General features: G+C 33.3%; 22 protein-coding genes and 1 pseudogene. 14 read left to right on the top strand and 9 right to left on the bottom strand.

Annotation, left to right across the window (positions count from 1 at the left end; translation table 11 throughout):
- Positions 1-13: 13 nt before the first annotated feature.
- The 5 genes from BUA03_RS10335 to BUA03_RS10365 form a co-directional block, all read right to left on the bottom strand.
- On the bottom strand, positions 14-448 hold the full coding sequence (locus BUA03_RS10335; protein WP_066077446.1) for a response regulator: 435 nt from the start codon (positions 446-448) through the stop codon (positions 14-16).
- Positions 445-3,687 (bottom strand): PAS domain-containing hybrid sensor histidine kinase/response regulator, encoded by a 3,243-nt coding sequence (locus tag BUA03_RS10340; protein ID WP_169807433.1) that lies wholly within the window; start codon positions 3,685-3,687, stop codon positions 445-447. Before BUA03_RS10340 ends, BUA03_RS10335 begins: the two co-directional genes overlap by 4 nt.
- A gap of 15 nt (positions 3,688-3,702) precedes the next feature.
- Positions 3,703-4,257 carry a helix-turn-helix domain-containing protein gene (locus BUA03_RS10355; protein ID WP_066077447.1) on the bottom strand — a complete coding sequence of 185 codons (555 nt, stop codon included), beginning with the start codon at positions 4,255-4,257 and terminating at the stop codon, positions 3,703-3,705.
- An 848-nt stretch (positions 4,258-5,105) separates the two neighbouring features.
- On the bottom strand, positions 5,106-5,582 hold the full coding sequence (locus BUA03_RS10360) for a hypothetical protein (RefSeq protein WP_066077449.1): 477 nt from the start codon (positions 5,580-5,582) through the stop codon (positions 5,106-5,108).
- A gap of 3 nt (positions 5,583-5,585) precedes the next feature.
- A complete protein-coding gene (locus BUA03_RS10365; RefSeq protein WP_066077450.1) occupies positions 5,586-6,263 on the bottom strand; it encodes a peptidoglycan DD-metalloendopeptidase family protein in 678 nt (225 codons plus the stop codon).
- Between the two features lie 155 nt (positions 6,264-6,418).
- On the opposite strand from BUA03_RS10365, the gene BUA03_RS17220 reads away from it, so the two are divergent.
- On the top strand, positions 6,419-6,751 hold the full coding sequence (locus BUA03_RS17220; RefSeq protein WP_066077452.1) for a hypothetical protein: 333 nt from the start codon (positions 6,419-6,421) through the stop codon (positions 6,749-6,751).
- A gap of 142 nt (positions 6,752-6,893) precedes the next feature.
- Here BUA03_RS17220 and BUA03_RS10375 read toward each other — a convergent pair whose 3' ends face one another.
- From BUA03_RS10375 to BUA03_RS10390, 4 genes are all read right to left on the bottom strand, one after another.
- A complete protein-coding gene (locus tag BUA03_RS10375; protein ID WP_066077453.1) occupies positions 6,894-9,302 on the bottom strand; it encodes an alpha-ketoacid dehydrogenase subunit alpha/beta in 2,409 nt (802 codons plus the stop codon).
- 186 nt (positions 9,303-9,488) lie between these two features.
- Positions 9,489-12,236 (bottom strand): gluzincin family metallopeptidase, encoded by a 2,748-nt coding sequence (locus BUA03_RS10380; RefSeq protein ID WP_066077652.1) that lies wholly within the window; start codon positions 12,234-12,236, stop codon positions 9,489-9,491.
- 395 nt (positions 12,237-12,631) lie between these two features.
- Positions 12,632-13,360, bottom strand: a complete 729-nt coding sequence (locus tag BUA03_RS10385) for an LOG family protein (RefSeq protein WP_066077456.1) — start codon at positions 13,358-13,360, stop codon at positions 12,632-12,634.
- Between the two features lie 390 nt (positions 13,361-13,750).
- Entirely contained in the window at positions 13,751-13,984 is a 234-nt protein-coding gene (locus BUA03_RS10390; protein WP_066077457.1) for a hypothetical protein, read from the bottom strand.
- 800 nt (positions 13,985-14,784) lie between these two features.
- Here BUA03_RS10390 and BUA03_RS10395 point away from each other — a divergent pair.
- The 13 genes and pseudogenes from BUA03_RS10395 to BUA03_RS16935 all read left to right on the top strand — a co-directional run bounded on the left by BUA03_RS10395 (position 14,785) and on the right by BUA03_RS16935 (position 25,278).
- A complete protein-coding gene (locus tag BUA03_RS10395; protein WP_066077459.1) occupies positions 14,785-15,579 on the top strand; it encodes a 3-keto-disaccharide hydrolase in 795 nt (264 codons plus the stop codon).
- Positions 15,580-15,699: 120 nt separating this feature from the next.
- Positions 15,700-16,929, top strand: coding sequence for an HD domain-containing protein (locus BUA03_RS10400; protein WP_066077461.1), 1,230 nt, complete (start codon positions 15,700-15,702; stop codon positions 16,927-16,929).
- A 131-nt stretch (positions 16,930-17,060) separates the two neighbouring features.
- The gene (lpxD, locus tag BUA03_RS10405) at positions 17,061-18,104 is read left to right on the top strand and encodes a UDP-3-O-(3-hydroxymyristoyl)glucosamine N-acyltransferase (protein ID WP_066077462.1); all 1,044 of its coding nucleotides are present in this window, start codon (positions 17,061-17,063) and stop codon (positions 18,102-18,104) included.
- Entirely contained in the window at positions 18,097-19,485 is a 1,389-nt protein-coding gene (locus BUA03_RS10410; protein ID WP_066077655.1) for a bifunctional UDP-3-O-[3-hydroxymyristoyl] N-acetylglucosamine deacetylase/3-hydroxyacyl-ACP dehydratase, read from the top strand. The genes lpxD and BUA03_RS10410 overlap by 8 nt, the downstream gene beginning before the upstream one ends.
- A 69-nt stretch (positions 19,486-19,554) precedes the next feature.
- Complete coding sequence (gene lpxA / locus BUA03_RS10415) at positions 19,555-20,340, top strand: acyl-ACP--UDP-N-acetylglucosamine O-acyltransferase (protein ID WP_066077466.1); 786 nt, start codon at positions 19,555-19,557, stop codon at positions 20,338-20,340.
- Between the two features lie 149 nt (positions 20,341-20,489).
- Positions 20,490-21,056: an elongation factor P gene (gene efp, locus BUA03_RS10420; RefSeq protein ID WP_066077467.1), complete on the top strand. Its 567-nt coding sequence runs from the start codon at positions 20,490-20,492 to the stop codon at positions 21,054-21,056.
- A gap of 85 nt (positions 21,057-21,141) precedes the next feature.
- Complete coding sequence (locus BUA03_RS10425) at positions 21,142-22,071, top strand: UDP-3-O-(3-hydroxymyristoyl)glucosamine N-acyltransferase (RefSeq protein ID WP_066077468.1); 930 nt, start codon at positions 21,142-21,144, stop codon at positions 22,069-22,071.
- Position 22,072: 1 nt separating this feature from the next.
- Positions 22,073-22,435 (top strand): hypothetical protein, encoded by a 363-nt coding sequence (locus BUA03_RS10430; protein ID WP_066077470.1) that lies wholly within the window; start codon positions 22,073-22,075, stop codon positions 22,433-22,435.
- Between the two features lie 94 nt (positions 22,436-22,529).
- On the top strand, positions 22,530-23,402 hold the full coding sequence (gene sucD, locus BUA03_RS10435) for a succinate--CoA ligase subunit alpha (RefSeq protein WP_035672307.1): 873 nt from the start codon (positions 22,530-22,532) through the stop codon (positions 23,400-23,402).
- Positions 23,403-23,621: 219 nt separating this feature from the next.
- Complete coding sequence (locus BUA03_RS10440) at positions 23,622-24,044, top strand: hypothetical protein (RefSeq protein WP_066077472.1); 423 nt, start codon at positions 23,622-23,624, stop codon at positions 24,042-24,044.
- 100 nt (positions 24,045-24,144) lie between these two features.
- Positions 24,145-24,336: a hypothetical protein gene (locus BUA03_RS10445; RefSeq protein WP_066077474.1), complete on the top strand. Its 192-nt coding sequence runs from the start codon at positions 24,145-24,147 to the stop codon at positions 24,334-24,336.
- Positions 24,337-24,585: 249 nt separating this feature from the next.
- A pseudogene (locus BUA03_RS17225) lies at positions 24,586-24,972 on the top strand (DUF7619 domain-containing protein).
- Positions 24,973-25,122: 150 nt separating this feature from the next.
- Entirely contained in the window at positions 25,123-25,278 is a 156-nt protein-coding gene (locus BUA03_RS16935) for a T9SS type A sorting domain-containing protein (protein WP_317041103.1), read from the top strand.
- Positions 25,279-25,394: the final 116 nt, after the last annotated feature.

Consider the following 25,394-nt stretch of genomic DNA (forward strand, 5'->3'; position numbering starts at 1 on the left):
TTGTATAAATACTTTACATGCGATCCATATACCAATTTAATTCTTTTTCCATTTTTTGGTATTTAAAAATAGCAGTGATTATTTTTTGCAAGCGAACAAAAGCAGTTTCACTTTTCACTACATAATCAAATGCCTTGTGGTGCATGCAGTTAATAGCCACTTCAATTTTATCTTGGGATGAAAGCATAACCACGGGGATTTCTGGATTATAAGTTTTAACTTTATCTAAAGTTTCAAGACCGTTCATCGCATTTTCTACAATACCATCTAGTTGATAATCTAATATTACTACATCTGGATTGTTTGATAAATTGGCGATGCAAAGTTCTCCTGTAGGATACGTTTCTACAATAAAATCAGCATTTTCTAAAAATTCAATTTCTAACGATTTTAAAAATAGGGCATCATCATCTACTAGAAAAATTTTTACTTTCTTGTTGTCGTTCATTTTATGGTATTTTTAATTTTATTTAATTCTTCTTCTAATTCACTACACGCTTGCGCACACACTTCTTCAAGTTGTTGCACTAAGGCTTCAATTTCTTCTGTTTTGTCTAGCACCGTTGCTGTCTCCTGAATTTGTTTTGCTATGTTTTCAAAAACAGGACTTATTCCCACTATTGCAAAGGACGGAATCATTTTGTGTGCCGCAGCGCTTACTAAATGCCAATTTTTGTTAGCTAAACTTTCTTTGATTGTTTTTATTATAGCTGGTGTTTGGGTTAAATAGAGATTGATCATTTCTTCCATTAAAACGGGATTTGATTTTGCTCTTTGTTTCAAATACGCCAGATTGATGTACTTTTCTTTTTTTAGTGTGATTTCTTCTTCGTTTACGCTTTCAATATGTATTGCATTAAGACTGGTTTTTTTTAAAAGCCCAATTATTTTACTATAAAGAAGGCGGTCATCCACGGGTTTCGCAAGATAGTCATTCATTCCCACTGCTTTACATTTAGCTAAATCCACGGTAGTCACATCTGCTGTTAAAGCAATAATCGGTATTTGTGATTTCAGTGTGTGTCGAATGTATTCTGTTGTTTCAAATCCGTTCATTTCTGGCATTTGCAAGTCCATCAAAATGACATCATATTCCTTTTCCTTTAATTTTTCGATTGCTATTTTACCATTTTCGGCAATGTCACGCTCAAATCCAAAATCATCAAGAAGTGTTTTCATTAGCAATTGATTCAATGGAATATCTTCAACGACTAAAATTTTTATGTTTTTTATTTCGGTATCCAATTCAATAAACTCATTTCCCATTTCGGCATCAGAAGTTGTTTTTTGAAAACTTAATGTAAAACTGAATGTAGAACCTGTTCCTACGGTACTTTGCACACGAATGGTTCCTCCTTGTGGTTCGATAAGTTGTTTGACAATGGCTAAACCTAATCCTGTTCCTCCATACAACCTTGAAGTTCGGCTGGATGCTTGTTGGAAATTTTCAAATATTTTTCCCATTCTGTCCTCTGGTATTCCAATACCCGTATCCGTGACAGCAAATTCAATAATTACTGTTTCAACATCTTCATGTATTAAATTGACGCTTACGGTAATTTTTCCTTTGGATGTAAACTTGACTGCGTTACTAACTAAATTTAAAATTATTTGATGCAAACGAACTGGGTCACCAATTAGAACTTGCGGAATTTGAGGATCGTATTCTTTAATTAATTTTAAATTTTTTTCTTGAATTTTAGGTTCAAACAGATGCAGCATGGCAGCTACCGAAGAATTCAATTTGAAAGGGGTTTTTTCAAATGTCATTTTACCGGAATCAACTTTTGCTAAGTCTAATATGTCGTTTATGAGTACGATTAATGCATCTCCACTCATTTTGATTGCATCTAAATATTCTTTTTGTTTTAGTGTCAAATCTGTTTTCAGTACCACTTTGGTAAAACCAATAATTGCATTCATCGGGGTACGAATTTCATGACTCATATTCGACAAAAATTGTTGTTTTGCTTTTACCGCATTTTCAGCTGTAATAGTGGCCCTTTCTGCACGTCTTTTAGCTTCTTCTGCAATTTCTGTGGCAAGTTCTGCAAAAACTCTAGCTTCAATCAATTCGGTAGCAATTCTTTTTTGATCTGTAATATCTCTGGCAACAATCACGACGCCTTGTACATTTCCTACTTCGTTTTTATAAACGGAACCGTTAAACAAGACATCAGTCAATTTGCCGTCCTTATGACGCAGTGTAAGTGGTGAATCAGCAACACAGCCTTTTTCAAATACTTCCTGGTACACTTCACGCGCTTTTTGTTGTTCTGTAAAATAATCGAAAAAATCAGAACCTGTGAGTTCTTCGCGCGTTTTCCCAGTACTGTTTACTAAGGCCTCATTCATGTCCGTAATCTTACCTTTTGTATTTATGGTAACCAAAGGATCCCGACTGGCTTCAATTAAACTAAGTGTATATTGAGAATCTAATTTTGTAGTGTAGTTAAGTTCTTTAAGCTCTTTATTAACAATTTCCCTTTTTTCTTTTTCTTGGTTTTGAAAAATAAGTTCTTTATTAGCAATAATTAATTCGTTGGCTCTTTTCTCTTTTTCATCATTTTGAAACGCCAATTCTTTGTTGGCAATCACTAATTCAGCAGCTCTTTTTTCCTTTTCTAAATTTTGAAAAATAAGTTCTTCATTAGCAATGATTAATTCGTCAGCTCTTTTCTCCTTTTCATTATTTTGAAACGCCAGTTCTTTATTAGCTATCACTAATTCAGCAGCACGTTTCTCTTTTTCATCATTTTGAAATGCTAGTTCTTTGTTAGCTATCACTAGCTCCGAAGCTCTTTTTTCCTTTTCTTGGTTTTGAAAAAGAAGTTCTTTATTGGCAATAATTAATTCGTTAGCCCTTTTCTCTTTCTCCTCATTTTGAAATGCCAATTCTTGATTTGCTATAACTAACTCTGCGGCTCTCTTTTCCTTTTCATCATTTTGATAAGCCAGTTCTTTATTGGCATTTTGTAAATCCAAAGCCCATTTTTGTCCGCCTGTATTTCGCGCCACGATAACAACACCTTGGACCTTGCCAAGATTGTCTTTATAAACAGAGCCATTAAAAAGTACGTCAGTTAATTTGCCGTCCTTATGCCGAAGCGTTAAAGGGTAATCTTCTATGGCATTGTTTTGAAAAACTTGTTGATATACTTTTTGTGCTTTGTGCTTGTCTGTGAAATAATCGAAGAAATTAGAACCAGTAAGTTCGTTTCGACTAACACCAGTAATATGAACTAATGCTTCATTCATATCCGTGATCTTTCCCTCTCTATTTATCGTAATTAGAGGGTCAAGACTGGCTTCAATTAAACTTTTTGAATATTGTGCTGCTAATTTTTGAGCGGTACTGTTCGTTGCTTCGGTAAAAAAACCATGGATAACTCCTTCAGAATCTTCATAGATGGATGCATTGTAGACCACATCCGTTAATTCTCCATTTTGATGCTTTACCGTTAACGAATAGTCGTCAATAAACCCTTTCTCAAAAACGTGCTGCCATCTTTTCTTTACTTCTTGGTGATGCGTAAAATAATCAGAAAAGTCACTTCCTATCAGTACATCTCTTGCAATTCCTATATTTTTTATTGACGCTTCATTAATATCAGTTATTTTTCCTTCGGCACTAATAGTAACAAAGGCACCTACACTGGTTTCAATTGAATCGGGGGAATTGAGCATACTGATACTTTTCATTTAGTCATTTACATTTCCAATTTCCTCAATTGGATTCCGTCTTTTATCTTTTAACTGTTTAAAATGAGAAGGGGACAGGCCGGTTACTTTTTTAAACTGACTTGATAAATGAGCTACACTACTGTAATTCATTTTCCATGCAATTTCAGTGATATTTAATTCACCATAGATAATCAACTCTTTTATACGTTCCGTTTTATGGGAAATTATAAATTGTTCTATTGTCGTTCCTTGAACCTCTGAAAACAAGTTGGATAGGTAAGTATAGTCGTGACTCAATTTTTGACTTAAATAGTCCGAAAAATTGACTTTTATGGGTTCAGTAGAGTGATGAACCATCTCGATAATTACATTCTTTATTTTCTCTATCAACATGGATTTTTTATCATCCATCAATTCAAGCCCTGAATCTAAAAGTGCTGCTTTCAATAGTTGTCTTTGATCCATAGAAATATTTTCCATTATTTCTACTTCTCCTAAATCGACAACCATGAAGTGAAGTTTAAGCTTTTTCAATTCTTCTTTTACCGCCATTTTGCAGCGGTTGCTTACCATGTATTTTATGTATAGTTTCAAATATTTTCAATTTACAGTTTGCACAAATGTAACTTTTCGGAATAAAGATACATTATAAAATTTTACAAATAGGTTATAACATAATTCGCAATCAAGAATAACTCCTTTAATTCGCACAAATAACCAAAGGAAGACCCGCTTTGATATAAAATTAGTCAGATAAACGGTTGGTCTTTACTGCCTTTTTTATAAGGCAACTAATGTATCAGTCATTTCAATTTAGTGAACACAATTACTTGCTTTTTGCAATATAGTCTTGGGTTCAATACTTGAAGCTGTTTTTTACTGGCGTTAAAATTAGTTCGACTTTAGCTACTGATTTAATTCTTAAGGACATCGTTTTGTTATTACTTAATTTAGAGGTGTTTTATTTAATTTCTAAATTTAGAGTCTCAAAATTTATTTTTGTTATATAATTATATAAAATACTTGTTAAATTATCACTTTGTTTTTGTGAGGCCAATTGTATTCTAAAAATGAGAATCACTAGTTAACCTTTAATTAAATTTATTTTTAGTAAACAGTTTTTGACCATTACAATTAGATGCGAATAGTGACTAATTTTCCAAAGGCATAATCTAAAGAAACGGCAAGTATGAAATTAGCATTGCACTTCTTTGGATTGAAAGTTTAAAAATTTGGTGATGGACTAAAATGAATTAATCGAAGGTCAGAAAATAAATAAATATTGCTGCAGATTATAGACTGTAGCTATACGTACAATCAAAATCCGAGGTAAATAGCCACAGTTTTCCAAACAATAGCATTTACAAATACCTACTTTTAAACGGTAAAATTGGATACAAAAGAGAAAATTGCTTTTCCTATTAATTCATAGGAAAAGCATTTACCCAATCCAGCGACTTTATGGAGGATACTTTATTTTCTGCGTCCATGGTAACCCGAAGCTCCTTGTTAGCAACTTTTTTTGAATACGACGCTTTATAGCGAAAAACGACAGATTGATCAAAGTTATTTTTAAAAGCTTCAATTAATTCGAGATCAATAAAAGTACCGTAATATTGACGAAAGCGAGTACATGTTTTTGTTAATCTTGCCTCGGTCGTGTTTTTAATGACCGATGGAGTAGCTTCACTAAGTGTAAATGGTTTGAATTTAGATGTGTTGCAAGTCATTAATACTCTTTTTCCTAATTCGTATGCTTTACTTTTTTGGCTTCCACTAACTTCTGACAAACTCAACTTTACGGTTTTTACTACTTCAGGCTCAGGTATGGCAACCACTTTTTTTGATTTACATCCAATGAGTAAAAGGATACTTAAGACTAGAATTAATTTTTTCATGATTTATTTAATTTTTAATAAGATATTGGGATCAGGACAGTTTTCTAAATAGTGAGTCAGATTCTTTTTACTGCAAACACCAGGATAATCTCCAAAACTACTTGTGATTTCTTTTATAATTTGAAAATGCAAATGGGGTGCATAATCACCATTTACGGATGCATCGCCCAAAGTGGCTAATTGCTGCCCTTTTTCATAAAAATCTCCAATTGCAATGTCACTAATACTTTCTAATGATAAATGACCATACAAAGTATAAAATTTTTGTTCTTCTATTTTATGTTCTAAAATTATGGTTGGACCATAATCACCTACGCCCGTATTGTAATTAAAGCTATGAACAAAACCATCAACGGCTGCTAGAACGGGAGTTCCTGCTTTAATCCATAAATCTAAACCAATGTGGATGTTGCGTTCTTCTGTGTTTGTGTCATTAAAAATTTCACTTCTTTTATACAGGCTTCTAATTTCATTGTACCCTCCATAAGCTACTTTTGCATTATTTTTAGCTAAGTAATTTTCGATATAATCTTCAAAATCTAGTGCATTATCAATTTTAAGTGATTTAAAAGCTTCATTTGCAATTGATAAATCCAAGGGAATATACTGTTTATAGTCAATTTTTGCATCTATTACTTTAACGTTTTCAATGGCTTGTAAGAGGGTTTCTAATTGTTTCATTTAGTGTAAATTTTATAAAACACTAAATTTAATTAAAAAATGCCAACATAAAAATTTTTCGCTGGCATTATAACTTTTAATTTACATTAGCACATTTACATTTCCCCAATAAAAGATGAGTGTGAGCAAAGTATATTCATTCTTTGTATTGCAGTTTGACCTTAGAGCACTTTTATTTTACAGCTAATAATTCAAAAAATTCAATAACAGGACCTTTAGACAGTAATGCTACGGCATTTGCCATCAGAGCTTCCGCAATTCTTCCGGCAAGATGCGCTTTTCGAACTTCCTCGGTTTCAAAAGTATCAAAAATTCCAAATGTGGAGGCGCCTATTTGCCATCCGTACCAGTTTACGGTATCCGGTTCATCTAATACTAACGGTAATGCGCTTTTTAAAAATGCGGCAACTTCTTCTTCTTTTCCAGACTTAGCTTCTAATCGAGCTAATAAGGCATATTTTTCGATAATCGTAATTTATAGAAGTTAAAAGCAATGATTTTAGTTTTTAGATTTATATAGTTTAACTTTTGTATACCGCTGTAATTTAGTAAAACGTTTTTTTTAATTGATATTGAAAAAAAAATCCTAACCGTTACCGATTAGGATTTGTATGCACAAGGCTTTAATTTTTAATACAAACTTGGATACTTAGAAGGATTTACTTCATTCATCATTTCGTAAACTTTCTCAAAAATATCTTCGGTAGATGGTTTAGAGAAATAATCTCCATCCGTGCCATAAGCTGGTCGGTGCGCTTTAGCAGTAAGCGTTTGAGGTTTACTGTCTAAATAGGTATACCCATCTTGTTGCTCTATAATTTGTTGCAAAATATAAGCCGAAGCTCCACCAGGAACATCTTCATCAATCACTAGAAGACGATTTGTTTTGGCAATACTTTTCACTACGTCTTGTTTTGTATCAAATGGAAGTAAAGACTGTAAATCAATAATTTCGCAATCAATACCTACTTCAAGCAATTCTTTTGCCGCTTGTTGTATTAATCGCAAAGTAGATCCGTATGAAACCAGTGTGATATCTGATCCTTCTTTCAAAGTTTCCACCACACCAATTGGAGTTTTGAATTCGCCATAATTTAAAGGCATTTTTTCTTTCAATCGATAGCCATTCAAGCATTCAATAACCAGCGCGGGTTCGTCGCATTCTAACAAACTGTTATAAAAACCAGCTGCTTGTGTCATGTTTCTGGGAACCAAAACGTGGATTCCTCTGATAGCATTTATAATCATACCCATAGGAGATCCTGAATGCCAAATACCCTCTAACCGATGACCGCGAGTACGGATAATCAGCGGTGCTTTTTGTTTCCCGACCGTTCTGTATCGTAGGGTGGCCAAATCATCACTCATGATTTGGATTGCATATAATAAATAATCTAAATATTGAATTTCGGCAATAGGACGTAACCCCCTAAGTGCCATTCCTATTCCTTGACCCAAGATGGTAGCTTCACGAATTCCAACATCAGCAACTCGCAATTCACCGTATTTTTCCTGCATTCCTTCCAGCCCTTGATTCACATCACCAATAGTTCCTGCATCTTCACCAAAGATTAAAGCCTCAGGATATTTAGTAAATATGGCATCAAAATTATCGCGTAAAATCATGCGTCCATCGGTATCTTCCTTAGCATCTTCAGCATAAACTGGTAGGACTTTTTCGACAGAAAACACATTTAAATCTGTTTCTGAGAATAAGTTACTGCTAAAATTCTTCTGCGTTTTTGCGGTATAAGCTACAATCCATTCAGAAAGTACTTCTTTCCCATTTTCATTAAGTACTAAACGCAGTACTTTTCGTGCTGTAACTAGAATTTCCTTTTTTATAGGGGATTTAATGCTACTTAAATCAGTAGAGAATTTTAAGATGGCCTCTTTGTTTTTGCTGGTTTCCGCAATTGTCTGTAATAGTGAAACCAACTCCTTTTGCTCTTCAGCAATGGGTTCTATAAATGCATTCCAAGCGGCTTTTTTACCTTCTAAAACCTCTTTTTTTGCTTGCGCATCAATCGCCTCAATTTCTTCTGGAGAAGCTATATTTATAGCAATCATCCATAATTTCATTTGACGAACGCAATCAAAGTCTCTTTCCCAAGCCAAGCGATCCGCATCTTTATAACGTTCATGCGAACCAGAACTAGAATGTCCTTGTGGTTGCGTCAATTCATTAACATGGATTAAAACAGGAACGTGATTCTTTCGAGCCATAGCGGCAGCTTTCTCATAAGTTGCAATTAAGTCAGCATAATCCCAACCTTTGACTCTCAGAATTTCATATCCATTAGTGTCGTGTTCCTTTTGGTATCCTTTTAAAATTTCGGATATGTTTTCTTTTGTCGTTTGGTGTTTTGCATGCACAGAAATTCCGTATTCATCATCCCAAACACTCATCACCATGGGTACTTGTAAAACCCCAGCGGCATTTATAGTTTCAAAGAACAATCCTTCGGACGTACTTGCATTTCCAATGGTTCCCCATGCTATCTCATTTCCTTCGTTAGAAAAATTTGCAGCATTTGGAATTCCAGTAACCTGTCTGTATATTTTTGATGCTTGCGCCAGTCCTAATAATCTCGGCATTTGCCCAGCTGTAGGAGAAATATCAGCACTTGAATTTTTTTGTTTTGTTAAGTCTTTCCAAGAACCATCTTCATTTAAACTATGGGTAGCAAAGTGTCCTCCCATTTGTCTTCCTGCTGACATGGGCTCTTGTTCAATATCAGTATGACCATACAAACCTGCAAAAAATTGTTGTATTGTCAATTCGCCAATAGCCATCATAAAAGTTTGATCGCGATAATAGCCAGAGCGGAAATCTCCATTTTGAAATGCTTTAGCCATGGCCAGTTGTGGCACTTCTTTTCCATCTCCAAAGATACCAAATTTGGCTTTTCCTGTCAATACTTCCTTGCGTCCTAATAGGCTACATTCTCTGCTTATTATGGCTGTGGTGTAGTCCTTTAAAACTTCGATTTTGAAATCTTCAAATGTCAATGTAGTATTGGTTTTTTCTTTTATCATAATTGAAAAGTATAACTTTATGAAGCAAATTTACTTAAAAACAACCTATTTTCATAGCACATTGAAAAAAATAGAATTTAATTATTGCAATTAATTCTAATAAAAAGAACTTTATTTTTTTATTATGTGTAATTTAAACCGTCTTTTATTAATAATAACTTAATAAATAATCACAATTATATTGGATTAGAACCATTTTCGATTAAAAAGATTGATTAATGTTTTAGGAGAAAAAGTAACAATAAAACGTATTTTTTCGTTGTAATTATCTTGTGCTATTTCCCATCCATTATTAGAATAGATTGGAAAATACAATTCAAAGTAGTCTGTAACTAAATTAAGACGGATGCCACTATCGTAAACAAACCGTCCTTTTGTGTCTTCATTTTTGATTAAACCAATGTCGCCGTACGCTTCAATCCAATTCCAAATACTGTAACTTGCATTTAAGCTAGTAATCCAGCGATTGGCAAAAGGTGTGGCAATTTTAGATTTAAATCCACCTTCTGCTATTATATACTGTTGACTAAAAAGGCCTGTGCTTTCGGATCTTCCAAAATAATTGTAATCAAAAAGATAATCTGTTGGTCTATCTAATGCAAAGCTGAAGAAATCCGATTGGGTTTTGTTGTACAAAAAAGTCCCAGCATAAAAGCGCAAATTAATCTGGCGATTGTTCTCAAATAGTTTTCGATATTCTATTTCACCAGTAATTTTCCCGAATTTTCCCGAAATTTGCAAATCAGTCATAAAATTGAAATGATTCGTAACTTCTGTTTTTGTATTGATGTACCTTGCATCAAAAACCGAATAATTTTCGGGAGAGTTATCAATCACTAAAGCACTTTTCTCTTTGTTTACAATCACTTGTCGGAATAAGAACAACTGTTTTCTATTGTCTCTAAAATTGGGCTCTCGAATGCGCAATTGCAAAGATGGATTTAATCTGAGGTAGGCGGCATCTTCTGCATAATGAAAATAGGAACCGCTAATAGAATATCTAGCATTATAAAGAGTACTGTTTCTCAAATTTTGATTGACTACAAAAACGGCTGAACCTGATAAATTTTTCGATTTTGTAGAGTAGGAAGGATTTACATCAAATATAAATGGTTTTTCCAAGATAGTTTTGTTGTGCAACCTGATTCCTGGCGTTACGCCATCATATAAATTATAATAAATCGATGGAACATAGAGGACTTGATTGTAATACGGATCCTCTAAATCTTTCATGAAAACAAATTTTACAGGCCGATTATTAGGAAAAAAACCTTCTAATTTTTTCCAATTGTTTCTTAAATTGTATTCTGGAACCTCATTTTTTAGATTTAAAATAATTTTATCAATGGTGTTTCTGGGAATCGTGAAGGTACTGTCGCATTCTTCAATATCCAGCCATTGCTTGAACACGATTTCTCCTTTTTTTGTTCCATAAATAGGAATGGGGATTGGTGCTCCTGTTCTGTTTTTAACAGAAAAAGTAATGCTGTCTTTTGTTTTTACAACGGTTGAGAATTTAAAATCGATAATGTCTCTTGAATCAATGATGGTATTAAAAAACCAACTAATATCTTTAGTAGTATTTGATTTTAATACATGTTCAAAATCAGATCGCGCTACTTGTTGGGTCTCATTTAATACGTAAAATTGTTTAATGCTATTGGGTACAGTGTTATTTTGAAGATAATCATCCAAAAATCGGATACTTAATCCAGCGCGGTATTTACTTGCAATTTGCTCGTTAAACTTAATTAAAGTATTCTTTGGTGCTCCCAATGGCTGATCTAAATTTTTACGCGCCATCAACATATAAAAATAGCTGTATTGCTCATTAAAGTCAATATTGGTAAGATTAAAGCTTTTTAATAATCGAATGTTGGATGCACTTCCCATCATTTTAATATTAGGATGATTTTCATCCATGTATTTCATCATGGTATAAACTTGAATTCCGTCATAAATCCAATTGTCTTTTCTAGGATCTAAATGCAAACTAGTTTTTAAATATTCATTTAGATAAGTTTTCAAAAATTTTATTTCGAAAATAAATTCATCTGGAAATGGGCTTAAAAAGGAAGGTAATTGATTTAGTCCGTAAAATGGATTTCTATCATAATTCGTTTGGGTCACCAGAATTTTATCATAAGGATATTTCCCTATCAAATTATTGACATAAGCTACGATTCGGTCAATTACAATTGCTTTTTGAATGCCATCTACTTTATTGTTTTTTAAATCAGTAAGAACCTCAACGGAAGCGTTTTTAAAACTCTCAAAATTAGATTTAGGCTCTAAAATCAGATTAAAATCCGTTCTGTTTCGTCCCGATAATTTGTAATTTTTTAATTCCTTCTCGACAATAGCCTTAGAGACGTTTAAATCCGATGTTACTTCTAAAACTGAAGGCGTTGTTAGCTCTATTTCAAAGTCAGAAATGGCATTGGCAATATCATCTAAGTTGTTGTTACTGTTGGTTACAAAAGCATGATTTTCGTAGCGTGCAGGAGTCAAGTACCAGTTTTTTAGGTTTAAAATTCCATTGTAATTGTAGCCATATTTAGTAAATTTATCGCTCGGAATTTTAGAGAGATAGGAAAGATGGAAGGTGCTTTTTTGATAAGGAAGCAAGGGCTCTTGTAAGTGTAGAACCACATAATCAGAGTTTTCTTCGGTTCTATTCCACGATAAAAATTGTTGATCGGTAGTAGTAATAATTAAATTGATCGTGCTACCGCGTTCTTCCTCTTTTGCAAGGTGAAAACCTCTATAAAATTCATCCGAAAATCGCTTGGCCAATGGAGTATTTTTATTGGAATACGCATTATTCCAATCATTCAAAACAATTGATTTTAAAGTGTCCTTTGACTGATTAAAAAAAGTGATTTCTTGCTTTATGAGCAATGTTTTATTTTCCGTATTGAGCGCAACAGTCATCTTAGAATGGTGTTGTGCTTGTTGTTCTACTGACGTCAATAAAACAAGAATAAAAAGGAAAATTTTATAAATTGATTTCAAGTATTTGATTTAAATGTAAAGAAATGAAAGTAGTTGTCCGTTTATCCAACGATTTATTTACCGCAAATTAGCAAATTTTTCAATATAAATTTCAAACAATTATAATGATGATTGGCGAATTTGGGGTAAATTTTTTCTAAATCCTACAGTTTAAAGTCATGTCTAATAAATTTCTGTTTTTCTAGTCCAAAAATAGCAGATATTATATCAGAATAATAACAAATTAGCACATAAAATCAACCTTTTACGTAGGGAATTATATGTAGTAAAATCGCATAAAAAAGCCTTTGAAAATTGGATCAAACTGCTTGTTTTTAAAAATTTGGAGACAAATCGTATTTTTTATAGAATTTGTTCAGCACATCAACCACTTCATCCTCGGTATCAACAATTTTAAAAAGTTCCAAATCTTCCATATGAACGGTTTTTTCTTTCTCAACTAAGACTGTTTTTATCCAATCAATCAATCCTGACCAAAAACTTGTACCTACTAATATTATTGGGAATTTTGCTATTTTTTTTGTTTGAATTAAAGTCATCGCTTCAAACAATTCGTCCATTGTACCAAAACCTCCTGGCATTACGACAAAACCCTGAGAATATTTGACAAACATTACCTTTCGAACAAAGAAATAATCAAAGTTTAAGTTTTTATCGTTGTCAATATAGGGGTTAAAATGTTGTTCGAAAGGCAGCTCAATATTAAGCCCCACTGATGTCCCACCTCCAAGATGTGCGCCTTTATTACCTGCTTCCATAATGCCTGGACCACCGCCAGTAATGACACCGTAACCGGCTTTGCTTATTTTATAGGCAATTTTTTCGGCCAGTAAATAATAAGGATCTTCCGGTTTTGTTCTAGCCGATCCAAAAATGCTCACACATGGGCCTATTCGCCCCATACTTTCATAACCGTTCACGAACTCGGCCATAATTTTAAAAATGGCCCAACTATCATTGGTTCTAATCTCATTCCAAGTCTTTTTTTTCAATCGGTCTTGGATTACTTTATCCTCGTCATTGTCAAAATCTTCTAATCTCATCTTCTAAAATATAATTTAATATCTAATTTTTTTTGTAGCCATCCTGCCTTTTACCAAATACACCGATTTCTTTTCACTCTTTTTGTTTTACTGCCTCTGCAAGCGTATAAGGAATAATAAAAAGGAATTCCGATTCGATTTGGTAGAGCACTCCAATCGACTAAAGTAATTCTTTTTTAAAGAATGGCGCAATATCGCTTTTTTTATTTTTTTTATTTTTTAAAAATTTATTTTTTTCGATATGAGATGACAATTAGTACTGTCTTATACAAGTCTGAATAAATAATAAATCACCTAAATGTGGAATTATAAAGTTAAAAAGGGATATTCATTTTTTCTTCATTTGTGATGATTCCAGTTTCGCAGTTGAATTTAAGACTTAAGATATAATTAAAATAACAGTTGTCCTTTTCTTATTAGAGGACCTTTGCCTAAGTCTGTTTTTTGGATAAAGCCATCTACTTTTGGACGAATTTCTACATTTTGATAGCCTTCCTGGTTGGCTGTATATTCTTGAAATACTGCGGCATCTTGCAATGTAATGGTTTGAACTGGAAATGCAGCTGCAGCAGGAACTGGCATTTCTTGTTCTTCTTTTTTGCCACACGCTGCTGCAATCAGCAAAACAAATAGGGAAAATATTGAATTTTTTTCATTTTTATAATTGGGTTTAGTATTTATATTCAGGAATTGTTTGTCTCTATTTCTTTAAATTTGTCAGTAGTTTTGATTAATAGCTCTTCGACTTCACAAAGGTGGGATTTATAAGTCTTGACATTTTTCCTGTTATATTGTTCTTTAGCACAAGAAATAGTTTGTGTTCAGTAGGTGATTAATTTATCTATTATTTTTTTTTCAAAATCAAGGATTTCAATATAATGGGTTAATCTTTCAGCGAAAGGCGAAGGTTTAAAATATTTTTTTCGGTCCTTAGATAGTGTGTACTAATTAATTTGTCCATTTTTCAAAGCAGATTCAAATTGGTCGAAATGGAACTTTTACTCGCTGCTATTTTTTAACTATTTATTCAAAAGTTAATACAGTCTTACAGCCATCCACATTTAGTAGTCCTGGTATTCAGGAATCTAAAAGGTGTAAATTAAATACTAATTCAAAAGGAATTCTGTACGTTTCGATAATCTCCTCTCGTTCTTTTTGTATTGCTTTCATTATTTTTTTTATAAAGTAGCGTTAGTTCGTATTTTATGAACTAAAAGAACTTAAATTTATGATAATTTTTAACTATTTTTATCTTGTGTTTATAAACTGGAGGGTTATTTCCTCGTTTATAGTTCTATAGTTTAATAATCAATTCGTTATAATTAAATGAAAAGGAAGTTGTTCAGAAAAAAAATGCTTAATATTGAAAATAGAATCTTTAAATCTAATCAATCCATTTTCTATTCAACCAAATGCATTCCATTATGAAATCTAAAAACTTGAAGAATTCTTTCTTACTGATTGCCTTATTTTCTGCAACGGTAGCTATGGCACAACACAAATATGTGACTACGCCACCAGAAGTTTCCCCAATGCCAATGAAACCCGAAATGACTGAAATTTGGGAACCAGAAGTACAAGTAATTACGCCCGCTAAAATGCTTGGAAATGCACCTTCGGATGCGATTATTCTATTTGACGGCAAAAACTTAGATCAGTGGGTGAATCAAAAAGATATAAATAAACCTGCAGGATGGAAAATTATTGCTAACGATTATATGGAAGTGGTGCCAGGTTCAGGAGGTATTCAAACCAAGATGCAGTTTGGAGATTGCCAATTGCACTTGGAATGGAGTGCGCCAGACGTTGTTTTAGATGGAGGACAAGCCAGAGGAAATAGTGGCGTGTTTTTTCAAAATAGGTACGAATTGCAAATTTTGGATTCTTATAACAATAGAACTTACAGTAACGGTCAAGCGGGAAGTATTTATAAAGATCATCCACCTTTAGTAAACGCTGTAAAAACGCCATTAGAATGGAATGCATACGACGTAATCTATACGGCGCCTCGATTCAAGACCGATGGCGTGATTGATGCTCCTGCCAAAATCACTGTGTTTTTGAATGGTGTTTTGGTGCAAAACAACACCACTATAAATGGGTTGACACTTTACATTGGTTTACATAAGTATTCTTCGTCTCATGGCGACGATGTTATCTCACTTCAAGATCATGATTCTAAAAATCAATTCAGAAATATCTGGATTAGAAAATTATAAAATTAACTTTAAAAGAACGTTTAAATCAGTATTTCTTTTCGGACTGTTACACAGTTTAGTGAAGGTTTCTAATTTAAAATCTATTTTACTTATATTTGTTGACCTAAAAAAAAACGTGTAGTGAGTCAAATCAATAAGCTTAAAATATTCAATGATCCCATTTATGGGTTTATCACCATCCCCAATGCTTTAATTTACGATCTAATTCAGCATCCTTACTTTCAGCGTTTGCGCCGCATATCGCAAATGGGATTGTCTTACCTAGTTTATCCAGGAGCAAATCATACCCGTTTTCATCATGCTTTGGGATGTCTGCATTTGATGCAAAAAGCAGTTGACGTACTCCGTTTTAAAGGAGTCTTTATTTCACCCGAAGAAGAAAATGCACTGTATATAGCTATTTTATTGCATGATATAGGCCATGGCCCTTTTTCGCATGCAATGGAAAAAAGCATTGTTGAAAATGTACATCATGAAGAAATTTCCTTGTTATTCATGAACCAATTAAATTTGGAATTTAACGGACAGTTAAGTTTGGCAATTCAGGTTTTTATGGGAGAATATCATCGGAAATTTATGCTTCAATTAATTTCCAGTCAGTTGGACATGGACCGAATGGATTATTTGAAGCGGGATAGTTTTTACTCAGGTGTAGCAGAAGGCAATGTCAACTCCGAGCGTTTGATTCAAATGATGACCGTAGTTGAGGACTATTTAGTTATTGAAGAAAAGGGAATTTATTCTGTAGAGAAGTTTTTGATGTCCCGTCGTTTAATGTATTGGCAAGCCTACCTGCACAAAACGAGTTTGGTAGCAGAATTAATTTTGATGAAAATTTTGAAACGAGCTAAAGAGTTAACGTTAAAAGGAGTGCAGTTGCCTTGTAGCGAGCCATTATTATTTTTCATGCAAAACAAAGTCACAATTGCTACGTTTAATGCTGAAACTTTGGATTTATTTGCTCAACTAGATGATTTTGATATCATTGGAGCTTTAAAATCTTGGCAAAAGCATGATGATTTTATTTTATCGTCGTTAAGCAAAATGATTGTAAACCGAGATTTATTGAAAATAAAACTGACCAGCGAAAAAGTAGCAATTGAGGATTTACAGCCACTAAAAGAGCGTTTTGCGGTAGAAAATAACATTTCGTTATTAGAAACTAATTATTTTATTTTTAAAGGGAAAATAAAAAATCAAGCGTATAGCAAAGAAGCGGAGCCCATACGAATTTTGAAAAAAGATAGCACAATTGAGGACGTCATTGAATCATCTGATCAGCTGAATTTAAAATCATTATCTAAATTAGTGACCAAGTATTATATCTGTTTCCCAAAACAACTGTTATAAAAACACCATTTAAAATCTATTTTTTTATATTTTTGTCGCAATGAAACGAGTCAATACATTTTTTTTGAAAACCATCAGGACTTTATATAGTGAGTTCCATCTTATTCCTATAAGAAATACAATCAGATAAGATGAAATTTACAGCAGAACAAATAGCAGGGATTCTAGAAGGAGAAGTGGTTGGGAATTCTATGGTGGAAGTGTTTAGATTGTCAAAAATTGAGGAGGGTGTTGAAGGTTCTCTGACTTTTTTGTCAAATCCTAAATACCTCAATTATATTTATTCTACAAAAGCGTCAATAACAATCGTTAATGATACTTTTGTGCCTGAATCGCCTTTAACCACCACATTGATTAAAGTGCCAGATGCATACGGAGCATTTTCTAAACTATTGGAATTTTACAATCAGGTTAAGCTAAATAAAAGTGGAATTGAGCAGCCTTCCTTTATTTCGCAAAGTGCAAAATATGGCGATAACTTATATTTAGGTAGTTTTAGTTACATAGGGCAAAACGTAGTTTTAGGAGAAAACGTCAAAATCTACCCCAATTGTTTTCTGGGAGACAATGTTACAGTTGGTAATAATGTAGTTTTATTCGCTGGTGCAAAAATTTATTCGGAAACTGTAATTGGTAACAATTGCACGATTCATTCAGGAGCTATTATTGGTTCGGACGGTTTTGGCTTTGCGCCAAATCCAGACGGAACGTATACAAAGATTCCGCAAATTGGTAATGTAATTATTGAAGACAATGTTGATATAGGCTCTTGTACCACAATTGACAGAGCTACGATGGGTTCCACTATTATTAGAAAAGGAGTAAAACTTGATAATCAAATTCAGATAGCCCATAATGTTGAAATAGGGGAGAATACAGTGATCGCTGCTCAAACAGGCGTTGCAGGTTCTACTAAAATTGGAAAAAATGGCTTGATTGGTGGACAAGTGGGAATTTCAGGACATCTGACTGTAGGGGATAATGTACGAATTCAGGCGCAAGCTGGTGTCGGAAGAAATATAAAAGACAATGAAATTTTGCAAGGAAGTCCTGCATTTGGATACAATGATTTTAGCAAATCGTATGTTCATTTTAAGAATTTACCCAAAATTGTTGCAGAAATAAAAGAATTAAAGAAACAAATATTAAACCAAAAAAATGGAAACAATGGTTAAACAGAAGACCATCACGACAGAAATCTCACTAACTGGAGTTGGACTGCATACCGGTAAAGAAGTGAAAATGACTTTCAAACCTGCTCCGGTGAATAATGGTTTTACTTTTGTTCGAGTAGATCTGGAAGGACATCCTATTATCGAAGCAGATGCAAATTATGTAGTAAACACCCAAAGAGGGACTAATTTAGAAAAACTGGGTGTTAAAATTCAAACGCCAGAACATGTTTTAGCAGCACTTATTGGTTGTGATTTAGATAACATAATTATCGAATTGAACGCTTCGGAACTTCCTATTATGGATGGTTCTTCTAAATATTTTGTTGAAGCTCTTGAAAAAGCAGGATTTGAAGAACAAAATGCCAAAAGAAAAGTTTATGTGGTGAAAGAGGTTATTTCATTCACTGACGAAGCTTCAGGAAGTGAAATTTTAGTGATGCCAAGTGATCATTATTGTGTAACTGCCATGGTTGATTTTGGAACTAAAATTTTAGGTACCCAAAATGCAAATATGAAAAGCATTGCTGATTTCAAAACTGAAATATCCGAATCCAGAACCTTTAGTTTTTTGCATGAATTAGAATCTCTATTAGAAAACGGATTGATAAAAGGCGGCGATTTGAACAATGCAATTGTTTATGTTGATAAAGAAATTTCAGAAGCAACAATGGAGAATTTGAAAGTTGCGTTTGGAAAAGAAACTATTAATGTGAAACCTAATGGAATTTTAGACAATCTTACTTTGCATTATCCAAATGAAGCAGCAAGACACAAACTGCTTGATGTAGTTGGTGATTTAGCTTTAATAGGTACTAAAATACAAGGAAAAGTTATTGCTAATAAACCGGGACATTTTGTAAATACACAATTTGCCAAAAAAATGGCGAAAATTATAAAAATAGAACAGAGAAATTACGTTCCCGTTTATGATTTGAATCAAGAGCCATTAATGGATATTCATAAAATTATGGCGGTTTTACCTCACAGACCACCCTTTTTATTGATTGATAGAATCATTGAAATGTCTGAAAGCCATGTTGTAGGGATGAAAAATGTAACCATGAATGAAAATTTCTTTGTGGGTCATTTTCCTGAAGCACCAGTTATGCCAGGCGTTTTAATAGTAGAAGCTATGGCACAAACAGGAGGGATTTTAGTTTTAAGTACAGTTCCAGATCCCGAAAATTATTTGACTTATTTTATGAAAATTGATAATGTTAAATTCAAACATAAAGTATTACCTGGTGACACCTTAATTTTTAAGTGTGATTTAATAACGCCTATCAGAAGAGGAATTTGTCACATGCAAGCCAATGCTTATGCAAATGGCAAACTCGTTGCTGAAGCGGAATTAATGGCTCAGATTGCAAGAAAACAATAATTTTTGTTGATTTGATTAATCGATCATTCGATCAATCGCTTAAACAGTTAAACGGTTAAACAAAATAAAATGAATCAACCATTAGCGTATGTTCATCCCGGTGCTAAAATCGCCAAAAATGTAGTTATAGAACCTTTTACAACCATACACAACAATGTTGTTATTGGAGACGGTACTTGGATAGGATCCAATGTTACAATTATGGAAGGTGCAAGAATTGGAAAAAATTGTAATATATTCCCAGGAGCTGTTATCTCAGCTGTTCCGCAAGATTTAAAGTTTGGAGGAGAAGATTCGCTTGTTATCATTGGAGACAATTGTACAATTAGAGAGTGTGTCACCATCAATAGAGGTACAGTTGCCTCTGGACAAACTGTTATTGGCGACAACTGTTTGATTATGGCTACGGTGCACATAGCGCATGATTGTCATGTAGGAAATAATGCTATTATTGTTAATGGGGTTCTTCTAGGAGGACACGTAACTATAGGTAATTATGCCATTGTTGGAGGATTGTCAGCAGTTCATCAATTTATTAGTGTAGGAGACCATGCCATGATTTCAGGAGGGTCTTTGCTAAGAAAAGATGTTCCACCTTATACAAAAGCAGCAAAAGAACCACTATCCTATGTTGGAATTAATTCGGTTGGATTGAGAAGGAGAGGCTTTACATCTGAAAAAATCAGAGAAATTCAAGATATTTATAGAATTTTATATCAAAAAAATTATAATGTTACGCAAGCTTTGGGGATTATTGAAGCAGAAATGGAAGCAACACCTGAACGAGATGAAATTATTGATTTTATCAGAAATTCATCAAGAGGAGTAATGAAAGGATATTCTGGGAATTATTAATTGTAGAATTTAGTTTTCTGATTTTAGAATTCAGATTCGCACTATTATAATTTATCAGTCTCACAAAATTAAAATATATAACATACAACAAATTTAGAAGGCAGGTTGTTTTGATACCTAAATTCATTAATCTAAAATCATAAATTACAATGGCATCTACATCAGATATTAAAAACGGATTGTGTATCAAATACAATAATGACATTTACAAAATTATTGAATTTCTTCATGTTAAACCTGGAAAAGGACCCGCATTCGTTAGAACCAAATTGAGAAGTTTAACTAATGGGAAAGTATTAGACAATACCTTTTCTGCTGGACATAAAATAGAAGAAGTTAGAGTAGAAAATCATAAATTTCAATTTTTGTATCCAGAAGGTGATGATTTTCATTTTATGAATACAGAGACTTTCGAACAAATCACATTAAACAAGAATATTTTAGACTCACCAGATTTACTAAAAGAAGGAGAAAACGTAATGGTAAGTATCAATACAGAGACTGATTTACCGCTTTCTGTAGATATGCCTGCATCAGTTATTCTAGAAGTAACGTATGCTGAACCGGGAATCAAAGGAAATACAGCTACAAACGCAACAAAATCAGCTACTGTTGAAACCGGTGCAAGTGTAAACGTTCCTTTGTTTATTAATGAAGGAGATAAAATTAAAATTGATACTGCGTCAGGTTCTTACATGGAACGCGTAAAAGAGTAGATAATTTGATAGTTAGAAAATGTAACACGTATCTAAGTGCTACATTTTCTAATTTTTCACAATTTCTCATTTTCCAATTAAAATTATGAAATTCCAAAAAGCGTATACCTTAGAAGAAATTGCAAGTATCATTGACTGCGAATATGTAGGTAATGCCAATTTTCCTATTTTAGGAATGAATGAAATTCATGTTGTTGAATTTGGCGATATTGTTTTTGTGGATCATCCTAAATATTATGATAAAGCATTAAATTCTGCTGCGTCCGTAGTTTTGATAAATAAAAATGTTGCATGTCCGGAAGGAAAAGCACTACTGATATCAGAAGATCCTTTTAGGGATTTTAATAAATTGACCAATTATTTCAGGCCTTTTCAATTTTCAAATATTTCAATAGCAACTTCAGCTTCAATAGGCGAAGGAACTGTGATACAGCCGAATACATTTATTGGCAATCATGTTGTTATTGGTAAGAATTGCTTAATTCATTCTAATGTTTCCATTTATGATTATACCGTAATTGGCGATAATGTTAGAATACATGCAGGAACGATTCTAGGCGCAGATGCCTTTTACTATAAAAAGCGGCCTGAGGGGTATGATCAATTACTTTCGGGTGGTCGCGTGGTAATAAAAGATAATGTGGGCATTGGAGCGCTTTGTACTATAGATAAAGGTGTATCTGGTGACACAACGATTGGCGAGGGTACAAAAATTGACAATCAAGTACATGTTGGTCATGATACCGTCATTGGTAAAAAATGTTTAATCGCCTCTCAAACTGGAATAGCAGGTTGTGTGATTATTGAAGATGAAGTAACGATTTGGGGACAAGTAGGAACTACTAGCGGAATAACAATAGGTGCTAAGGCAGTTATTCTAGGACAAACCGGAGTTACTAAATCAGTGGAAGGCGGTAAATCCTATTTTGGTACACCAATAGAAGAATCAAGAGAAAAATTAAAACAACTGGCTAATATCAAAAAGATACCCGAAATTCTAAATAAACTAAAATAATATGTCTGCTAAAGAAATTGTTCAGAAATTTTATAAATCGGATGCTTTAATTGATCGTGAAGTTATCAAAGATTTTTTGCATCCAGACATAATCGTTGAATGGAACAGTAGTACAGGATTTATGGAACTTAATTATGATTCGTTATTAAATTTGTCCAATGATTTAAGCAAAGCTTATGTGCGTTCTAAGGTTCGTATAAGCCATCTTATTGGTGAAAATGATTTGATTTCGGTACGTTATTCTCATTTTGTGAAAACGATTGAGAACCCAAGAGAAGAAATGTTATTGGCACATTTTATAGTTATATGGCAAATAAAAGACAATAAATTATTTCGAGGCTATCAAATGAGCCAATTATCCTAATTTAGTGTCAAAAAACTGAATACTGAATACGGATTAGTGCTTACTATTTTATACTTTTGCATAACCATTTTAAAAACTACATAAAAAATATATCATGAGTGTTTTAGTTAATAAAGATTCCAAAATAATTGTTCAAGGTTTTACAGGAAGTGAAGGAACTTTCCATGCTTCTCAAATGATTGAGTACGGTACTAACGTTGTTGGTGGTGTAACTCCAGGAAAAGGAGGGACTACGCACTTAGATAGACCCGTTTTTAATACTGTAAAAGATGCTGTAGAACAAGCAGGAGCTGATACGACTATCATTTTTGTACCGCCAGCTTTTGCTGCAGATGCAATAATGGAAGCTGCTGACGCGGGAATAAAAGTAATTATTGCAATTACTGAAGGAATTCCTGTGGCAGACATGATCAAAGCCAATAGTTATGTTAAAGAAAGAAATGCAAGATTAATAGGTCCAAACTGCCCAGGTATAATTACTCCAGGCGAAGCTAAAGTTGGTATCATGCCAGGTTTTGTTTTCAAAAAAGGAACTGTAGGTATTGTGTCTAAATCTGGAACATTAACGTACGAAGCGGCTGATCAAGTAGTAAAACAAGGTTTGGGAATCACTACCGCAATTGGAATTGGTGGAGATCCAATCATCGGAACGACTACAAAAGAAGCTGTTGAATTATTGATGAACGACCCAGAAACAGAATGTATCGTAATGATTGGTGAAATTGGTGGACAATTAGAAGCAGATGCTGCTCATTGGATCAAAGCTGACGGTAATCGTAAACCAGTTGTAGGATTTATTGCAGGAGTTACCGCTCCTCCTGGACGTACAATGGGACATGCAGGTGCAATTGTTGGTGGTTCAGATGACACTGCAGAGGCTAAAAAACAAATCATGAGAGAATGTGGAATTCACGTAGTGGATTCACCAGCAGAAATTGGTAAAAAAGTTAAAGAAGTTTTGGGTTAATCTAATACTCAAATTAAATATTTTAAAAGCCTCGCAATTTGTGGGGCTTTTTTAATTATAAATTGAATTAAAAAAATATCTTTGCACTTTATTAAATGGATTTGTTTTAAGCAGATTCAATGCTAATAAAAGCAAATACAAACGAATGGTTTCTACTGTTCCTCACGATTTTGTGGGGTATTTTTTTGTCGAAGTCAGTTCAAATAAAAATAAATTAATATGTACAAAGAATTAAAAAAATTCAAAGTTACCAATCAGTTTTCATTTACTGCAGAAGATAGTCTTGCAGAAGTATGCAATGCTTCAGAAGGATCTGGCGTGTTTTTGGTATACTCAGTAGGGGATGAAAAAGAGTTAATAATGGTTGGTTCTACCGGAACCGTTCAAAATAACGGAACTTTGAAAATTAAAAACGGTGGTCTTCAAGAAAAAATTGTGGAAGGACACCAATTTGCAAAAACAGGAAGAAAGTATTCTTGGCCAGCGCAAATGAAAATTGAAGATATTAGCACACTAGAAGTAGTATGGTATGAAACATTTAATGACAAGACCAAAGTAATTCCAACTTTTGTAGAAGGACAAGTTTTACAAAACTTCTTAGACGAAAACGGAAGATTGCCTAAATGGAATGTCGCTTTTTAAGACATTTCAAATTACATAGTATTAAAAGCTCCAAAACTGAAGGTTCAGAATTGGAGCTTTTTCAGTATTATTTAAAAGGTGTAGACCATTTTGTATCAGTATGCTATTAGTTGCCGATAAGATTTTAGGGAAAGCGACAAAAGAAGTAACCTCTGGAGCAGTTAATTTTAATTTATTACCAAAATTGAGGTGTTTTCAGGCTAGTGGTCAATCTTTAACCTCTATTGAATTGAACGGGACAAGTAACATTGAAAAAGTACATGTAGATTTTAATACTGTATCAGCTTTATAGTTTAGACCTCTCTCTATACATAATTTTGAACTCTGTAAGCAGTCGTTTCAATAATAAACTTACTGCAATTTTTGCCAAAAACGGAATGTCTCACGACATAGATTTTTACAGATAACAAGCTTTGAAATATATTTGTGCTGATGATAGTCAATTTAAAAACACACAAAATACAATTAATTGATATCAAGATAAGAATGTCAATTTAATCCAGTTACTGCTGATGAATAAATAGTTGATAATTCTTCGGCTTTGCGCCAAAGTGTTGTTGGCTTTTTTGATCCTAATGATAAAAGATGCTTGGAAGGAGCTTTTATCACTCCAGATTTGATAGGAAAATATGTAAATTATTTAATTCGTTTTGAAAACACTCGCACCTAACCAACAGAAAATAGTGTAGGAAAAGATTCAATTTATTTGTCAAAATTTTACATTTCAACTCTGTTTCCCATAAAAGCGAGTTACTCCTACAAGACTTAAATTTCTGATGGTAACAAAGTTGAATTCATCTTCGAAAAAATCAATCTTCCTTTTGATAATACCAACAATGATGGAAATCTCGCTTTGAAAATAAAAACTTTACCAACATTAGTAGGTGGTGCTTCTTTTGCAAATGGCGCTACTATTTATCTTGATTAAAACTTTCCAATATTGACCAAAAAAGCTACATCAACCCTCCAATAATTAGCGGTAAAAGATTTTGATTTTTCTACTTATTTTAAAATTTATTCTAATCCAGTAGGTGCCGAATTACACAGTATTACGTAAAATAAAATTGAGGTTCAAGCAATAGCAATATATGATGTTTTGGGTCAAATAATACTCGCAGTGCCCACCGCTCAGAATAGTTCTACCATTGATGTTTCGGAATTGACAACTGGTCCCTATTTTTTAAAAATGAAAACAGATAAAGGGTTCTCTAATTCAAAATTCCTTAAAAAATAAATAGCAGACATCATAATAAAGAGCATCTAACCGAATTGAATTCCATTATAAAACGAGCGTAACCGCTTATTTTCAAAACTGTAAATTCAATTGCCATACCTCTTTAAGCAGCACCT

This window comes from Flavobacterium fryxellicola (assembly GCF_900143245.1).
Taxonomy (GTDB): domain Bacteria; phylum Bacteroidota; class Bacteroidia; order Flavobacteriales; family Flavobacteriaceae; genus Flavobacterium; species Flavobacterium fryxellicola.

What these genes read in the sequence shown, in the direction of transcription:
- BUA03_RS10335 (WP_066077446.1), bottom strand. Translation starts at nt 448, where the DNA reads ATGAACGACAACAAGAAAGTAAAAATTTTTCTAGTAGATGATGATGCC.
- BUA03_RS10340 (WP_169807433.1), bottom strand. Translation starts at nt 3,687, where the DNA reads ATGCTCAATTCCCCCGATTCAATTGAAACCAGTGTAGGTGCCTTTGTT.
- BUA03_RS10355 (WP_066077447.1), bottom strand. Translation starts at nt 4,257, where the DNA reads ATGGTAAGCAACCGCTGCAAAATGGCGGTAAAAGAAGAATTGAAAAAG.
- BUA03_RS10360 (WP_066077449.1), bottom strand. Translation starts at nt 5,582, where the DNA reads ATGAAAAAATTAATTCTAGTCTTAAGTATCCTTTTACTCATTGGATGT.
- BUA03_RS10365 (WP_066077450.1), bottom strand. Translation starts at nt 6,263, where the DNA reads ATGAAACAATTAGAAACCCTCTTACAAGCCATTGAAAACGTTAAAGTA.
- BUA03_RS10375 (WP_066077453.1), bottom strand. Translation starts at nt 9,302, where the DNA reads ATGATAAAAGAAAAAACCAATACTACATTGACATTTGAAGATTTCAAA.
- BUA03_RS10380 (WP_066077652.1), bottom strand. Translation starts at nt 12,236, where the DNA reads ATGACTGTTGCGCTCAATACGGAAAATAAAACATTGCTCATAAAGCAA.
- BUA03_RS10385 (WP_066077456.1), bottom strand. Translation starts at nt 13,360, where the DNA reads ATGAGATTAGAAGATTTTGACAATGACGAGGATAAAGTAATCCAAGAC.
- BUA03_RS10395 (WP_066077459.1), top strand. Translation starts at nt 14,785, where the DNA reads ATGAAATCTAAAAACTTGAAGAATTCTTTCTTACTGATTGCCTTATTT.
- lpxD (WP_066077462.1), top strand. Translation starts at nt 17,061, where the DNA reads ATGAAATTTACAGCAGAACAAATAGCAGGGATTCTAGAAGGAGAAGTG.
- BUA03_RS10410 (WP_066077655.1), top strand. Translation starts at nt 18,097, where the DNA reads ATGGTTAAACAGAAGACCATCACGACAGAAATCTCACTAACTGGAGTT.
- lpxA (WP_066077466.1), top strand. Translation starts at nt 19,555, where the DNA reads ATGAATCAACCATTAGCGTATGTTCATCCCGGTGCTAAAATCGCCAAA.
- efp (WP_066077467.1), top strand. Translation starts at nt 20,490, where the DNA reads ATGGCATCTACATCAGATATTAAAAACGGATTGTGTATCAAATACAAT.
- BUA03_RS10425 (WP_066077468.1), top strand. Translation starts at nt 21,142, where the DNA reads ATGAAATTCCAAAAAGCGTATACCTTAGAAGAAATTGCAAGTATCATT.
- BUA03_RS10430 (WP_066077470.1), top strand. Translation starts at nt 22,073, where the DNA reads ATGTCTGCTAAAGAAATTGTTCAGAAATTTTATAAATCGGATGCTTTA.
- sucD (WP_035672307.1), top strand. Translation starts at nt 22,530, where the DNA reads ATGAGTGTTTTAGTTAATAAAGATTCCAAAATAATTGTTCAAGGTTTT.
- BUA03_RS10440 (WP_066077472.1), top strand. Translation starts at nt 23,622, where the DNA reads ATGTACAAAGAATTAAAAAAATTCAAAGTTACCAATCAGTTTTCATTT.
- BUA03_RS10445 (WP_066077474.1), top strand. Translation starts at nt 24,145, where the DNA reads ATGCTATTAGTTGCCGATAAGATTTTAGGGAAAGCGACAAAAGAAGTA.